This is a genomic window from Bradyrhizobium sp. Kon69, from assembly GCF_055807515.1.
Genome location: NZ_JBVVOS010000004.1, coordinates 153303 through 167690, shown reverse-complemented (window position 1 = coordinate 167690; position 14388 = coordinate 153303). Strand labels below are relative to the sequence as shown.

At 62.1% G+C, this 14388-nt stretch carries 13 protein-coding genes; 10 read left to right on the top strand and 3 right to left on the bottom strand.

Annotation, left to right across the window (positions count from 1 at the left end; all coding sequences use genetic code 11):
- Positions 1 to 6 precede the first annotated feature (6 nt).
- From AC0L3U_RS07195 to AC0L3U_RS07185, 3 genes are all read left to right on the top strand, one after another.
- Positions 7 to 201, top strand: a complete 195-nt coding sequence (locus AC0L3U_RS07195; protein ID WP_007607496.1) for a hypothetical protein — start codon at positions 7 to 9, stop codon at positions 199 to 201.
- Between the two features lie 105 nt (positions 202 to 306).
- Positions 307 to 2571 (top strand): alpha,alpha-trehalose-phosphate synthase (UDP-forming), encoded by a 2265-nt coding sequence (locus AC0L3U_RS07190; RefSeq protein WP_473361214.1) that lies wholly within the window; start codon positions 307 to 309, stop codon positions 2569 to 2571.
- A gap of 150 nt (positions 2572 to 2721) precedes the next feature.
- Positions 2722 to 2913 carry a hypothetical protein gene (locus AC0L3U_RS07185; protein WP_007607498.1) on the top strand — a complete coding sequence of 64 codons (192 nt, stop codon included), beginning with the start codon at positions 2722 to 2724 and terminating at the stop codon, positions 2911 to 2913.
- 145 nt (positions 2914 to 3058) lie between these two features.
- On the opposite strand, the gene AC0L3U_RS07180 is transcribed toward AC0L3U_RS07185, so the two are convergent.
- Positions 3059 to 3553: a MarR family winged helix-turn-helix transcriptional regulator gene (locus AC0L3U_RS07180; protein WP_473247721.1), complete on the bottom strand. Its 495-nt coding sequence runs from the start codon at positions 3551 to 3553 to the stop codon at positions 3059 to 3061.
- Positions 3554 to 3666: 113 nt separating this feature from the next.
- Positions 3667 to 4077: a hypothetical protein gene (locus AC0L3U_RS07175; protein ID WP_473247720.1), complete on the bottom strand. Its 411-nt coding sequence runs from the start codon at positions 4075 to 4077 to the stop codon at positions 3667 to 3669.
- Between the two features lie 458 nt (positions 4078 to 4535).
- On the opposite strand from AC0L3U_RS07175, the gene AC0L3U_RS07170 reads away from it, so the two are divergent.
- The 7 genes from AC0L3U_RS07170 to AC0L3U_RS07140 all read left to right on the top strand — a co-directional run bounded on the left by AC0L3U_RS07170 (position 4536) and on the right by AC0L3U_RS07140 (position 12815).
- On the top strand, positions 4536 to 5870 hold the full coding sequence (locus AC0L3U_RS07170) for a substrate-binding protein (protein WP_473292498.1): 1335 nt from the start codon (positions 4536 to 4538) through the stop codon (positions 5868 to 5870).
- 99 nt (positions 5871 to 5969) lie between these two features.
- On the top strand, positions 5970 to 6845 hold the full coding sequence (locus AC0L3U_RS07165; RefSeq protein WP_007607509.1) for a branched-chain amino acid ABC transporter permease: 876 nt from the start codon (positions 5970 to 5972) through the stop codon (positions 6843 to 6845).
- 11 nt (positions 6846 to 6856) lie between these two features.
- Positions 6857 to 8704: a branched-chain amino acid ABC transporter ATP-binding protein/permease gene (locus tag AC0L3U_RS07160; RefSeq protein ID WP_473361213.1), complete on the top strand. Its 1848-nt coding sequence runs from the start codon at positions 6857 to 6859 to the stop codon at positions 8702 to 8704.
- A complete protein-coding gene (locus AC0L3U_RS07155) occupies positions 8701 to 9399 on the top strand; it encodes an ABC transporter ATP-binding protein (RefSeq protein WP_007607511.1) in 699 nt (232 codons plus the stop codon). The genes AC0L3U_RS07160 and AC0L3U_RS07155 overlap by 4 nt, the downstream gene beginning before the upstream one ends.
- A gap of 78 nt (positions 9400 to 9477) precedes the next feature.
- Positions 9478 to 10683: an ABC transporter substrate-binding protein gene (locus tag AC0L3U_RS07150; RefSeq protein ID WP_473361212.1), complete on the top strand. Its 1206-nt coding sequence runs from the start codon at positions 9478 to 9480 to the stop codon at positions 10681 to 10683.
- A gap of 513 nt (positions 10684 to 11196) precedes the next feature.
- Positions 11197 to 12570 carry a Na+/H+ antiporter NhaA gene (nhaA, locus tag AC0L3U_RS07145; RefSeq protein WP_473361364.1) on the top strand — a complete coding sequence of 458 codons (1374 nt, stop codon included), beginning with the start codon at positions 11197 to 11199 and terminating at the stop codon, positions 12568 to 12570.
- Between the two features lie 83 nt (positions 12571 to 12653).
- Positions 12654 to 12815 carry a hypothetical protein gene (locus AC0L3U_RS07140; protein ID WP_473361211.1) on the top strand — a complete coding sequence of 54 codons (162 nt, stop codon included), beginning with the start codon at positions 12654 to 12656 and terminating at the stop codon, positions 12813 to 12815.
- A 342-nt stretch (positions 12816 to 13157) separates the two neighbouring features.
- Here the strand turns inward: AC0L3U_RS07140 and AC0L3U_RS07135 are convergent, their stop codons facing one another.
- Positions 13158 to 14378, bottom strand: a complete 1221-nt coding sequence (locus AC0L3U_RS07135; RefSeq protein ID WP_473361210.1) for a cytochrome P450 family protein — start codon at positions 14376 to 14378, stop codon at positions 13158 to 13160.
- Positions 14379 to 14388: the final 10 nt, after the last annotated feature.

Sequence of the window (14388 nt, the reverse complement as noted above, 5' to 3'; positions counted from 1 at the left end):
GCTTTCATGATCAGCAAATCGAATCAAACGGCACTCAATGTGTTTCCGCAAGCGTACTGCCTGTCTTGCGAGGAAAAGACGCCGCATCGGCATGAACGGCTGGCAATCCACGGTACGCAAATGGCACGTGCGACTTGTCTCACCTGCAACAACGAGCGTACGGGCTTTGAGGAGGGGAAGCGGCTCGCCAATCCGAGCTAACAGCAGCCGTTCTTTGGTCTGGTATATGTTCGCTCACTACCGCTTAGCGCAATCGGCAGTGCCCAATGCGCCGCGAGAGCTGCGCCTGCTAGACGGCTCGAGCAAATGCCTGCGGACAGTCGGGGTAGCTCCGGAGTGACCCCGATATCGTACAAGGAGTTCTTCCGCTATGGCATTTTCGGCCTGGCGGTAGCCGCAATCGTGGCGTTCGGTATCTCGCCATTTACCGGAGGAATCGTACAGCAGTGGTCGCGAAGCGATGTTGAAGCCAGATCCAAGCTGGTCTTCAACGCCATCCAGCCGTTGCTTAGTCGTGACGTGGAAGACCAGGCGTGGGACCGGCTCTCGGACCTTTTCAAGAGAGTGGCGCTCGACAAGAAGATTCTCGCGGTTGGATTTTGTGATCCGGAAGGCTCGTTGCTCGCGCCAACACCGGAGATGCCGGCGAGCTTCTCCTGCGAAAAGTCGGCCAAATCCGAGAACGAGAGTTTCGCAAGCATCGCCAGTGGCGGGCGACGAATTCTTGTAGCTGCGTTTCCGATCTCGAGTAGCCGAGGTCGTTCCTACCTCGTCATTCTAACCGACCTCAGCTTCGCGGCGGCCAGGTCCAGCCAGGTGCTGGCGTATCTGCTTGCCGCGCTTGCCGGCGTCGTTCTGGTCCTGACCGTTGGCACGATCATTTTCGCCGTCCTCATGATGCGCGGCTGGATGAAGGCATTGCGACGCGCGGTCGAAGAGGTCCGTCGAGGTGCCCAGGGAGTGCCACTCCCATTCGGTGGCTCGTCTATTGATCGAGAAATTCACAAGCTGTTGCGTAGCGCCGAACAAGTTACGTTTACAAGCCAGATCGAATGGACGCCGAAATCGCTTCAAGAGGTGCTGCAAAGCGTCCTGCCGGGGGCCGAAGTTCTCGTCGTTTCCAATCGGGAGCCCTACATTCACAACACTTCGGAAGCGGGGACTGTGGTGCAGCGGCCGGCGAGTGGATTGGTCTCGGCCCTGGAGCCGATCATGCGTGCCTGCGGTGGCACTTGGATCGCACACGGCAGCGGCAGCGCCGATCGGGAGACTGTCGACGACCACGATAGGCTCCGCGTCCCCGAGGCAGCCCCGGCCTACACGCTTCGGCGCATCTGGATCTCTGAGAAAGAACAGGACGGATATTACTACGGTTTTGCCAATGAAGGGCTCTGGCCATTGTGCCATATCGCTTTCGTGCGCCCTACGTTCAGGTCCAGCGACTGGCAAATGTATCGGCGGATCAATCAGCGCTTTGCCGATGCAGTCGTTGCCGAGGCGCGCGCCGAGGACCCCATTGTGCTGGTCCAGGATTATCACTTCGCGCTTGCTCCAAGAATGATCCGTGAGCGCCTGCCCAGGGCGACGATCATAACCTTCTGGCACATTCCGTGGCCGAATGCGGAAACCTTCAGCATCTGCCCATGGAAGGCGGAGATTATCGAAGGATTGCTCGGCAGCACCATTGTTGGATTTCATACCCAATTTCACTGCAACAACTTCATCGAGGGTGTGGATCGCTTCTTGGAGAGCAGGATCGATCGCGAAGTGCAGGCAGTCAGCCTTGGAGGACATGAGACCAGAATACGTGCTTATCCAATCTCGATCGAATGGCCGCCAAGGGAACTGGAAAAGCTACCACCTCCCACGGAATGCCGATCTAGCATCCTCGCCCAGTTCGGATTGGCGGAGGATACGAGGCTGATCGTAGGAGTTGAGCGATTCGATTACACCAAAGGCATTCTTGATCGCATGCGGGCCGTAGACGCGCTTTTGTCGCGAAATCCGGCCTGGACAGATCGGCTTGCCTTCATCCAGGTCGCAGCACCGACGCGCAGCAAACTCAACGCGTACTCGAAGCTCCAGGCTGAAGCGGAGGCGCTCGCTGCCGAAATAAACGAGCGGCACCGCGGTCGCCAACCCTTGATGCATTTGGTCGCGCGGCACTACGAGCCGTCAGACGTGTTCCGGCTGTTCAGAGCGGCCGATGCCTGCGTCGTCAGCAGCCTGCATGACGGAATGAACCTCGTCGCGAAGGAGTTCGTTAGCTCGCGAGAAGACAACGCTGGGGTCCTTATCTTGTCGAGCTTCACCGGGGCGTCACGAGAATTATCCGAGGCTCTCATCGTCAATCCCTATGACACCGAAGAAATGGCATCGGCTATCGAGCTTGCACTTACAATGCCAATCGAGGAACAGGCCGAGCGCATGAAGCTCATGCGACAGCAGGTCAAGGAGCATAACGTCTATCGCTGGGCAGGCACGATGCTGGTGGACGCAGCGAGAAGTCGCACCCGCGAGCGGGTTCTTGGCCTGGCCACCAAGGCCGGTCATGGCGTGAAGCAGATCTGAACGAGCTCTCCAAATGCCGATTTTACAACAAACACCGTACTGAAGCGTACCGTTCCCTCTTTCCACGGCGAATAGCTCGCTGGCACTCTTGTCGTCCGGGAGCTGTTGCCTTGGGCATGTGGACTTGGGCATGTGGAAAGGAAGGCGGAAATGGACATACTGATCGGAGCTGTCATGATCGCAGCTGCAGGCGTCCTGATTTTCATTGGGCTCCCGAGTCGCGCTGGCGATCATCCAAAATTCCTGCGCTTCGAAGCCGCTCTGGTTCTGTACCCTCCAGTCATTCTGTCGTTTCTGGGCCTTGGCGCCGCGGCGCTGATTTCAGGCCTGCTCACCAGATAGTCGCCTTTCGAGCCATGAGACGGCTCTCAAAATCCGGCGGAAAATGCGATCCGTCAGCCGCGGAGGTGGAAACCAATCGTCCAGGAGGCTGATGCGTAGCCGGTGCCGATAGCGCAAGCCTGAGTAGACGTGGCCTCCTTGGGGCTTAGCGCGCTGGTTTCGGCCCGCCAGATTCCCGAAACGACCTCAGCAGGCGATCCAGCGCCGGGCTCGCGGCACGGCGGAGCTCCTGAAGATTTCTCTGCGATAGTGCCCGCAGTTTCTGTTCACCTCTCCCGGTCAGCTTGAGGCGCACACGTCTGGCATCCTGCGGGTCGGCAACCCGGCTTACTAGCCCAAGCTTGGCCAAACGATTGATCAATTCAACCGCCGAGTGAGGTCGGATCAGCAGAAAGCGCGCAACATCACCGACTGTCGCAGGACCCGGGCGCACGAAGCCCTTGATGCCAAGCAGCGCCTGATGCTGCGTAGGCGTCAATCCCTGCTTTGCTGCGGCTGCCTCGCTGAAGGCCAGAAAGCTCCGGATTTGGTACCGGAACTGCGCCAGCGCAGCATAGTCGGAGTCATGCATCGTGTGGGTGGCTGCGGATGGCGCAGACCTGACCGCAGTCGCCCGTTGCGCCTTCTTCACCTGAACCATGCCATGCCGTCTCCGTGCTTCCCACCCGGCGACGCGGGCCGTTAGCCAAAAGTAGCAAGCAGGAGCGCCCGCACCAAGCAGCGGGAACTCCGGATACACAGCTATCCGGCGCTCTACTCGAAGCTCGAGAGTAGGATCTTCACCAGGATGACCTGAAACGCGATCGGGATCCGGGCGCTCTTCCGCCTGATCGAGCGCTGCAGTGCACCGGCGATCTCGGCGCCGGTCAGGTTGCCTGCCGAGGCATTGGCGATCAGCTCGCTCCACATCTGCGACAGCGAACCGCCGGGCGGGATTACCGGCTTGATGGTCACGCCGCAGGCCTGCGCCCAGTCCACGATCTCCCGCATCGTATGCGGCCCGCAATTGCGCGCCGTCGCGAGACGTTCGGCCGTGAGCGCCCGCAGCAATTCGCGCGACGGCGACCAATTCCCTTTCGGCGGTTGCTCGCCGTTGAGCTCGACTGCGAGCTCCTTCAGGACGTTCTGGGCACGCACGCTCAGCCGCTTCATCGGCCCGGGCACACGCTTCGCCTGAACAGAGCCGACTGCCGGTCCCCGCTCACCGGTCGTTCGATTGCGAGGGTCGGGCATGCGCGAGGCATCGCCGGACTGTGGTGTCGCCCCCTGTCCGTTCACCTCTTCCACCGACCACGCCGCCTCCTGCCGCTTCGCACCTTGCGGCCACGACCGTCGCTTCCGGGTACCCGCCACTGTCGTTCGCCGCGCCATTTCTCTCGCCAAGCTCGCCAGCCTCGTACTCACAAAGGCTAATATATATCGTGATGCGATATGTTTTCACGAGATAATTTTCGGCGTTCGACCAAAGACGAAATTGACAGAAGGCGTTCACAAGCAATGCTTGGGCCCAAGAGCTACACGCGGATGTGACGTGCCCGGCGCGGGCAGGCCCTCGAGGCCGGCCGCCGCCGGACAGGTCGTGCTTTGCCTGCAAACAACAACGATGTTCGGAGGAAACGATCATGACTGACAATCTCATCCGCCGCGGCCTCTCGCGCCGTGGCCTGCTTCAGACCACCGCGGGCCTCATCGGCGGCTCGATGCTGCCGGCGATGCCCGCGTTTGCCGAGGACAAGCCAGCGATCGGCTCCTACCCCGCGGGAGTCTCGGGTTCCACCGCCTTCATCGGCATCTCGGTGCCGCGCACCGGCACCTATGCCGTGCAAGGTGAAGACGAACTCAAGGGTTACCAGCTCGCGATCGAGCACATCAATGAAGGCCACCAGCTGATCAAGAAGATCTCGCCCAAGACCAGCAAGGGCGTGCTCGGCAAGGAGCTGAAGTTCGGCGTCGCCGATTCGGCGGCCAAGCCGAACGAGGCGGTGCAGGCGCAGCAGCGCTTCATCAGCGAGAACAAGGCGATCATGATCACCGGCGGCACGTCGAGCGCCGTTGCGGTGGCGCTGAACAAGCTCGCTCAGCGCGAGCATGTGATCTTCGTGTGCGGCATTTCCGGCTCGAACGACACGACCGGCAAGGACTGCGTTCGCTACGGCTTCCGCCAGAACTTCTACGGACAGACTGCGGCTGCAGCGATCGGCCCGGTGATGGTGCGGGAGTTCGGCAAGGGCAAGAAAGCCGCGTATCTCACGCCGGACTACACCTACGGCCACACCGTCACGAAGTCGATGCAGGACTTCCTGGCGACCGCTGGCTGGACCACCGTGACCAACCAGGTCGCCCCGCTCGGCGCGCCGGACTATTCCTCTTACCTGCTGAACGTCGCGAACTCTGGCGCCGACGTGCTCATCAACGTGAACTGGGGCCATGATGCGGTGCTGTCGACCCAGCAGGCAAAGCAGTTCGGCGTGCTCGACAAGATGAAGCTGGTCGTCCCCTACCAGGTGCCTTTCATCGCGCGCGAGACCGGCGGCCTGATGCAGGGCGTCTATGCCGCCACCGACTATTGGTGGACGATCGAGGACAAGTTCCCGCTGGCCAAGATGTTCAACGAAGCCTTCGAGAAGAAGTACGGTTACAAGCCCGAATGGGGCGCCGAGAACGCCTATGTCAGCTTCGCGCATTGGGCGCACATGTGCGAGCAGGCCGGCAGCTTCAGTCCGCCCGACGTGATCAAGGCCTACGAGAAGGGCGAAACAATCCCGTCGCTGGTCGGCGACGTGCATTACCGCCCCGAGGATCATCAGTGCGTTCGCCCGGTGATCATCGTCAAGGGCAAGCAGCAGAAGGACATGAAGAACAAGGAAGACTGGTACGACGTCGTCGAGATCGTCCCGGGCGAAGGCCTGATGCAGAAGCCCGACGCCTTCGGCTGCCATCTCGGCGACTACAGCTGAGACCTCGCAAACCCCTGTGACGCCGCGGATTGCACTCCGGTCCCGCGGCGTCACCTTTTTCTGACGCGCACCCTCGCGCGCCACAACAGCGATTGTCGCATGATAAGTTGGCCTAACCTCGTTTCACAGCTTTTCAACGGGCTCGCATTGGGTGCCTTGCTCGCGCTGATCAGCTCCGGCCTGACCATCATCTACGGCACGCTCGGCGTGCTGAACCTCGCGCACGGCGCGATGTTCATGATCGGCGGCTATGCCGGCTTCGTGGCCTACCAGTACACGGAATCGTTCATCCTCGCCGTGATCGCAGGATCGCTGTTCGTGATGCTGCTCGGCGTTGTCATGGAACGCGTCATTATCCGCCACTTCTATGATCGCCCGCACGAGGATCAACTGCTCGTGACCTTCGGGCTCGGCATCTGCTTCGTCGAGCTCGTGCGCCTGATCTTCTCGAGCCAGTCGCAGCTGGTGCCGCCGCCGGCGCTATTCCAGGGCATCACCAATCTCGGCTTCATGTTCTATCCGACCTACCGCCTCGCCGTGGTGGGCATCGTCGCGATCGCCCTCGGCGCGCTGTTCATCATCCTTTACCGGACCCGGCTCGGCCTGATCGTGCGGGCCGGCATCGAGGATTCGGTGATGGTGGATTCGCTCGGCATCAACGTCTATCGCGTCTTCATGGTGGTGTTCGGCATCGGCGCGATGGCCGCCGGCTTTGCCGGCATCGTCAACGCGCCGGTGGTGTCGCTGACGCCGGGCATCGGAGACGACATCCTGGTCCAGACCTTCGTGGTGGTGGTGATCGGCGGCGTCGGCTCGTTTCCGGGCGCGATCCTCGGCGGTCTGATCGCCGGCGAGATCATCAGCGTCACCTCCATGTTCAACCCCGGCTACGCCTATGTGATGCTGTTTGCGGTCATGACGCTCGTGCTCGTGGTGCGACCGCATGGCTTGCTCGGCGTCCAGGGCCGCGAGTAAGCGATTTTCCCATGTTCAAGCAACGCCCGTTCCTGATCGAGACACTGACGGCCGTCGGCCTGATCGTGGCTCCCTTCGTACTGCCCCATCTCGGCTTCGCGCCCAACACCGTCAACCGGATCCTGGTCTGGGGCCTGTTCGGCCTCGGCTTCGACATCCTGTTCGGCTTCACCGGGCTATTGTCCTTCGGCCAATCCGCCTTCTACGGCACCGGCGGCTTCGTCGCCGCCTACCTCCTGACGCGCGCCGGCTTCGGCAACGTGCTGGGTGCGCTGATCATCGGCATGATCGCGGCCGCGGCGACCGGATACCTCGTCGGCCTGATTGCGCTGCGCCGGACTGGCATCTATTTCGCCATGATCACCGTGGCGATCGCGCAGGTCTTCTTCTTCGTCGAGTTCAATCCTTTGTCGGATTTCACCGGCGGCGAGAACGGGCTGCCGGGGGTGCCGACGCCGAGCTTCAATCTCGGATTCACCACGCTCCACTTCACCAATGGCTGGTCGCTCTACCAGTTCATCGCGCTTTGCTACCTCGTCGGCGTCATCATCGCGCTCAGGATCGTGCGCTCGCCGGTCGGCGCTATTTTCAGCGCGATCCGGGACAATCCGCTACGCGCCACCGCGGTCGGGCACAACATCCACGGCTACAAGCTGACGGCCTTCGTGATCGCGGCGGCTTACGCCGGTTTCGCCGGCGGCCTGCTCGGCGTGCTCCAGGCCTTCATGCCGCCTGATGCCTTCACTTTCGACACCTCGGGCCAGCTCGTGATGCAGACGGCCATCGGCGGCAGGGGCACGTTGTTCGGACCACTGGTCGGCGCAACCGTGTGGCTGTTCCTGCAGGATTTCCTGCAGTCCGCGCTCGGCCTGGGAGCGGCCTGGAAGCTCGTGCTGGGCGTCGTGTTCGTGCTGCTGGTCTGCTTCCTGCGCGGCGGCATCATCGGCGGTCTTGCCGATCTATATCGCCTTGTCTCGGACGGGCGGAAGCGGAGGGAAGCGGAAGTGGGGCAAGAGGCCGCTGACGTCGAGGCCGCGCAGCATCTCCCGCCCGCGCCGATGCAGGCGAAGGAGGTCGCGCATCCCGTCTATTCCGGGCCGATCCTCAAAGCCACCGGCCTCACCAAGCGCTATGGCGGGCTCATCGCCAACAGCGACATCGATTTCAGCGTCAACCAGGGCGAATTGCGCGGCATCATCGGCCCCAATGGTGCCGGCAAGTCGACCTTCTTCAAGATGCTGACCTGCGAGATCGCGCCGAGCTCTGGTCAGATCGTGTTCGAGGGGCGCGACATCACGGGATTGAAGGTCACCGAGGTTTGCCAGCTCGGACTGACCAAAAGCTATCAGGTCAACCAGCTCTTCACCGGGCTGACGGTGCGGGAGAACCTGACGATCGCCGCACTCGCAGAGCTGCGCGGAAAATTCCGGCTCGACCTGTTCCGCACGCTCGCGGGCATCAAGGGCCTGACGGAGCAGGTGGCGCACACGCTCGCTTTGGTGAACCTGACTCGTCGTGCCGACACGCCGGTGTCCGAGCTTGCGTATGGCGAGAAGCGCAGGCTGGAAATCGGGCTTGCGCTCGCCACGTCGCCGCGCCTGCTGCTGCTTGACGAGCCGCTCGCCGGCATGAGCCCGCGAGAGCGTGTCGAGACCGTCAAGCTGCTCAAGTCGATCGCGCGCGGCCGTACCATGATCATCATCGACCACGACATGGATTCGCTGTTCGAGCTGGTCGAGCGCGTCACCGTGCTCCAGGAAGGCCGGGTGCTGGTCTCCGGCACGCCGGAGGAAATCAAGGCCAACGCCGCCGTCCAGGAAGCCTATCTCGGCGGGGTGCACGGAGAAATCGCGGCATGAGCCTGATCGAGGTCAACGGCCTGAACAGCTATTACGGGGACTCCCACATCCTGTTCGACGTCGCCATGCACGTCGAGCGTCACGAGGTGGTGGCGCTGCTCGGCCGCAACGGCGCCGGCAAGAGCACGACGCTGAAGAGCCTGATGGGCGTCGTGACGCCGCGTAGCGGCAGCGTGAAGTTCGACGGCATCGATATCGCCGGCCGAAAGAGCCACAGAATCGCGCAGGCCGGCATGCAGCTCGTGCACGAGGAGCGCCGCATTTTCGGCAGCCTGTCGGTGGAAGAGAATATCCTGCTCGCCGGGATCACGGCGCCCAAACGCTGGCCTCTCGACCGCATCTACGAGATGTTTCCGCGACTGAAGGAGCGGCGTAGCAACCGCGGCACCGAGCTGTCGGGCGGCGAACAGCAGATGCTCGCTATCGCGCGGGCGCTGGTGCGCGATCCCAAGATCGTGCTGCTGGACGAGCCGTTCGAGGGGCTCGCGCCCGTCATCGTCCACGATCTCGTCAAGGCCTGCCGCGAGCTCGCCGCCGCCGGCCAGACCATCGTGCTGGTCGAGCAGAATTTGGCGGCGACGCTGGCGCTGGCGAGCCGGATCTACATCATCAACAACGGACACATCGTGCACGACGGGCCAGCTCGGGAGCTCAAGGCACAACCGGAGCTGCTCCAGCGCTATCTCGGCGTCTAGTTGATTTCACCGAGCGCGACGTGACGACGCGAGGTCTTGACGACTTCGCGCTGAAATCGAAAAGGAGGAACACGTCAAATGAAATACATTGCGGTAAGAACGGTTCAACTGTTGCTGGCAGCGTCGATGGCGGTGACGACTGCACACGCGGCCGAAAACAAGGTCGTGATCGGCGATATCGACGACATGTCCGGCCTGTATGCCGACGTGATCGGCCCCGGCGGCGTCGAGGCGGCCAAGATGGCGATCGAGGATTTTGGCGGCAGCGTGCTCGGTAACAAGATCGAGTTCATGGTGTCCGATCACCAGAACAAGCCCGACGTTGGAGCGCAGAAATTCCGCGAATGGGCCGATCGGGATGGCGTTACGATGATTCTCGGCGGATCGAACACGGGAGTCAGCTTGGCGATGAACAATGTCGCCAAGGAGAAGAAAATTCCGTTCATCGCAATCGGCGCAGCGGGTGCATCGCTGACCGGCAAGGACTGCACACCCTATACGGCGCACTACGTCTACGACACGACGGCTCTCGGCAACGGTACCGCCAAGACCATGGTGAAGCAGGGCGGTAAAAGCTGGTTCTTCCTCACCGCCGACTACGCCTTCGGCACCCAGTTGCAGGAGTCCGCCTCGAAGGTGGTTGAGGCCAATGGCGGCAAGGTGATCGGCGCCGTGCGCGTTCCGCTCTCCACGTCGGACTTCTCGAGCTATCTGCTCCAGGCGCAAAACGCTGGTGCGCAGGTGCTTGGACTGGCCAATGCCGGCAACGACTTCACTAACTCGATCAAGGCTGCCGACGAGTTCGGCATCGCCAAGACGATGAAGCCGGCCGCATTGCTCGCCTTCATCAGCGACATTCACAGCCTCGGCCTCAAGACCGCACAGGGCCTGTATCTCACCACCGGCTGGTATTGGGATCTCAACGAGAAGACCCGCGCTTTCGCCAAACGCTACTATGAGAAGACGAAGCGCGAGCCCACCATGAATCAGGCGGGCTACTATTCGGCGACCATGAGCTACCTCAACGCGGTCAAGGCTGCTGGCTCCACCAATTCAGAGAAGGTCATGGCGGAGCTCAAGAAGATGAAGATCGACGACATGTTCACCAGCAACGGCAAGATCCGTGCCGACGGCCTGATGGAGCATGAGATGTATATCATGCAGGTCAAGAAACCCGATGAGTCCAAACAACCTTGGGACTATTACAAACTGGTGCACACTATGTCGGGCGAAGAAGCATTCGGAAAGTTGGCCGACTCGGCGTGTCCGCTGGTTACACACTGATAGTCGTGTTCCGACCGCGTGGTCGCATAACAGGAGCGCACCCGCAGGTGCGCTCCTGTTGGAGTACGTAGCGGGCGGGCGTGCGCGGCGGCACATCCGCGGCGCTTCCTCTCTCGCTGCCGGGCAGCCCGACCAAAACTCCGATCCTGGCGGCAACCTATGGTGTCGTGTTGTTCAGCGCTGCGCCGAGCCCCTGTAGAACTCCCCGCAACACCAACCAGAGGCGGATTTCAGTCCGCCGGGGACGTGCCGTCAAGCGCAAGGGCGGAGCCTGCCAGGCGTTGTAGCGCGCCGGTACCGCTCCTGAGCCTGAGAGGATTCCGAGCGCCTGCGAGCACACACACTCGGAATGAGTGCCGCCCGAGAGGGCGGATGATGCAGCTGCTGCCGCCTGATCCTCTCCACGGCCGACTTCCCGGACGCCGTGTTCCGTCGTGGAAGGTTGAAATGACGCCCATGCCATGTATAACCGGGGCCTCGGGTGTTCGCTGTATCGGCAGCGACAGGAAAGCGATGGTCGGGCCGCCACGCGGAGATCCTGCGCCCGTGAACCACAATCCTCCGTTTGACGATCTGCCGAAAGCGCAGCGGCTGGCCGAACAGGCCCTCAACACCCTTCAGCGGTTCCTGCATGTCGAGGCCGTCAGCGGTGCGGTGCTGCTCGTTGCCGCCGCTGCTGCACTGATCTGGGCGAATTCCCCGGTGGCTCACAGCTATCACGATTTCTGGCACCTTCCGGTAACGATTGGTCTGGGGGAATTCGTCTTTTCACGCTCGCTGCATTTCTGGGTCAACGACGTGCTGATGACCGTGTTCTTCCTCGTCGTGGGCATGGAGATTCGGCGGGAAGTCCACGAAGGCGCGCTGAGCAGGCTGGACCAGGCCATGCTGCCGCTGGTCGCGGCGATTGGTGGCGTCGTCCTCCCGGCACTGATCTATCTGAGCCTCAACGCCGGTCCGGATCGAGGGCAGGGCTGGGCCGTGCCTACGGCGACGGACATCGCCTTCGCAGTCGGAGTGCTCGCCCTGCTCGGACGAAGAATCCCGGTCAATTTGCGGGTGTTCCTCCTTGCTCTGGCTATCATCGACGACATCGTTGCAGTGCTGATCATCGCGCTCTTCTACACCGCAGGCCTTCAGCCTGGCGGTTTCGTCGTGTCGATGATCGGCGTTGTCGCCGTCCTGGGCTTTCGCCGGATCGGAGTCGGCTCTGCGCTTTTCTACCTCCTGCCTGGTTCTCTGGTTTGGATCGGGTTCATGGCGGCTGGGATCCATCCCACCCTAGCGGGTGTGCTGCTCGGGCTGATGACTCCCGCGCGCGCCATCCCCATGCGGGAGCCACCACTGGAGATGGTCTCTCGCGCTCTCAAGCAATTGCGAAGCAGCGATGCGGTTAGGACGAAGGATCCGCACAGGTTGGCGCAACCACTGCGGGACCTGCGCGTGGCCCAACGGGAGCTACTGCCGCCTGTCTCTCGGGTGCAGACGGCGCTGCATCCGTGGGTGGCATACCTCATCATGCCGATCTTCGCGCTGGCGAACGCCGGCGTCGGCCTGACGAGCGTCGATCTGCCCGCCGGTGGACGTTTGGTGATGCTGGGCACCGCGCTCGCCCTGGTCGCCGGCAAGCCGCTTGGCGTCGTCGGCGCGACTTGGGCGGCGGTAAGACTTGGCTGGTGCCGGTTGGCCCCGGGCGTTTCGTGGGCTGGGGTCTGCCTTGTCGGCCTGCTGGCCGGAATCGGTTTTACGATGTCGATCTTCATCTCGATGCTCGCCTTCTCTGATGAAGGACTGCTGACGGCGGCCAAACTGGGCGTCCTTCTCGGCTCGCTCATCGCGGCCATGCTCGGCCTCGGCTGGGGATTCAGCCAAGTCCGGCGCTTGTGAAAGTCCAACCGATGCCCTTTAGAGCCCCGCATGTCTCGTTCGTCTCATTTGCCGTCGAGGTCCAATCCTCCGGAGTGACACAGGTGATGATCGTCGAGACGGACCTGCACCTGAATCCGCGGCATCCCGCCTACGACGGCTTGGCCGTCACACAACTGATTGCAGCGTCAGAGGCGTACACGAGCGCCAATGTGGAAGGTCCTTCTTCCATTCGGCTCATTTCCACCCGCAACGGGGAAATCTAACGGTATCATCAGCCGCGGTGCTGGTACGGACTCGTGAACCGGAGGCGGGATGAGCGAGGCGAGGTATCTGAGCGCGGAAGGGGTAGTATCGCTCCGGCCGCCCGGAAGGGTTGGTAGGCGACTATGAAACATGTGCCGTCGTTGCTGGGCGTCATCGCCCTGTTTTGCATCGTGTTCTTCCTGACGAGAGCGTCGCTTTCAACGCCTCAACTAGCGGCTGGCATTTGCATTGCTCTCCTCGTCTATGCCGCCACCATGGTCTGGCATATCCGCAACATCCTTCGGTAATCGAAAGAGGCGGCAAGGCGCGAGCAGCCGATGGCCCAGTTCTCGGACCGGCCCTTAGGCCGCCAGTCGCACCGGCAATCTCGCCAACGCGCGGATGCCAAGCCGCTTGTGCCAACTGATGTCTTCGGGCTGCCGGGCAAGCCGCAAAGCGGGAAAGCGATCCAGGATGCGCTGAATGCCTATCGACGCTTCTGCGCGCGCGAGCTGAAATCCGAGGCAAAAGTGTGCGCCGGTGCCGAACGAGAGGTGCGGATTGGGATGGCGGCCGATGTCGAATGTGTGGGGCTTCTCGAACCTTGCTGGGTCGCAGTTCGCTGCGGCAAGGAGTGCCGCAAACATCTCGCCGCGCCGGACCTGGCGTCCTTGCCAGATCAAATCCCGGGTTGCGAAACGGGGCTTGGTCATCTGCACGGGGGAGACGTAGCGAAGACATTCCTCGATGCATGTCGGCATCAGGCCCGGGTCTTGGCGCAACCGGCTCAACTGGTCCCTATTCGCGAGCAGCGCGTAGAGACCGCCCGATATCAGATGCGTGGTCGTTTCCTGTCCCGCACCGAAGAGGAGGAAGATCATGGAGACGATTTCGTCCTCGCTGAGCCGCTGGCCTTCGATCTCCGCCTCGCGCAGCGCAGCGATCAGCCCCTCCGGCCGCGCCCCGCCGCCGGGTCTCGAAGCGCACCGAAGGTGCCGCACGACGCTGATCACACCTGGGATGGCGCGTATCACCGCAAAGACGTTCGCGGTATCCTTCAGGCCGCCCAACCAGTTCTTGAACCGGTCGTGATCCTTCTCCGGCAAGCCTAGCATCGCGCAGATTACCGAAAGGGGCAGATCTCGGCAGAACTCTGCCATGAGATCGGCCTCGGGCTTGCCGTCCAGCTTGTCGAGCAGCCGATCGGCCGTCTCAACGATCGTCGGCTTGAGAGCTGCGATCGTGCGCCTCTGGAAGGCGTGGTCGACGAGGGCACGCAGGCGACGGTGCTCCGGATCGTCGTGGCCGAGCATGTTCGACGCAAGAAGCCCGAGCGTCCTCGGGAGAACTTTCAATATCCGCTCCTGCGTTCTGCTTCCGGCGTTGGCGGGATCGCGCGCGAAGTCCTGGCTGTTTTTCAACAGGTCTGCGCAGCTCTCATGGCTCGCCGCGAGCCAGGTGCGGCCGACGATCGGCAACCTCAAGCGCACCACCGGGCCTTCGGTTCGCATGCGGTCGAGCGTCGTAAAAGGGTTCGCGTGAAACTCCGGGGACAAGATGTCGAACCGTCGCTCGTCGAACATGTCTGCTTCC

What these genes read in the sequence shown, in the direction of transcription:
- AC0L3U_RS07195 (WP_007607496.1), top strand. Translation starts at nt 7, where the DNA reads ATGATCAGCAAATCGAATCAAACGGCACTCAATGTGTTTCCGCAAGCG.
- AC0L3U_RS07190 (WP_473361214.1), top strand. Translation starts at nt 307, where the DNA reads ATGCCTGCGGACAGTCGGGGTAGCTCCGGAGTGACCCCGATATCGTAC.
- AC0L3U_RS07185 (WP_007607498.1), top strand. Translation starts at nt 2,722, where the DNA reads ATGGACATACTGATCGGAGCTGTCATGATCGCAGCTGCAGGCGTCCTG.
- AC0L3U_RS07180 (WP_473247721.1), bottom strand. Translation starts at nt 3,553, where the DNA reads ATGGTTCAGGTGAAGAAGGCGCAACGGGCGACTGCGGTCAGGTCTGCG.
- AC0L3U_RS07170 (WP_473292498.1), top strand. Translation starts at nt 4,536, where the DNA reads ATGACTGACAATCTCATCCGCCGCGGCCTCTCGCGCCGTGGCCTGCTT.
- AC0L3U_RS07165 (WP_007607509.1), top strand. Translation starts at nt 5,970, where the DNA reads ATGATAAGTTGGCCTAACCTCGTTTCACAGCTTTTCAACGGGCTCGCA.
- AC0L3U_RS07160 (WP_473361213.1), top strand. Translation starts at nt 6,857, where the DNA reads ATGTTCAAGCAACGCCCGTTCCTGATCGAGACACTGACGGCCGTCGGC.
- AC0L3U_RS07155 (WP_007607511.1), top strand. Translation starts at nt 8,701, where the DNA reads ATGAGCCTGATCGAGGTCAACGGCCTGAACAGCTATTACGGGGACTCC.
- AC0L3U_RS07150 (WP_473361212.1), top strand. Translation starts at nt 9,478, where the DNA reads ATGAAATACATTGCGGTAAGAACGGTTCAACTGTTGCTGGCAGCGTCG.
- nhaA (WP_473361364.1), top strand. Translation starts at nt 11,197, where the DNA reads ATGGTCGGGCCGCCACGCGGAGATCCTGCGCCCGTGAACCACAATCCT.
- AC0L3U_RS07135 (WP_473361210.1), bottom strand. Translation starts at nt 14,378, where the DNA reads ATGTTCGACGAGCGACGGTTCGACATCTTGTCCCCGGAGTTTCACGCG.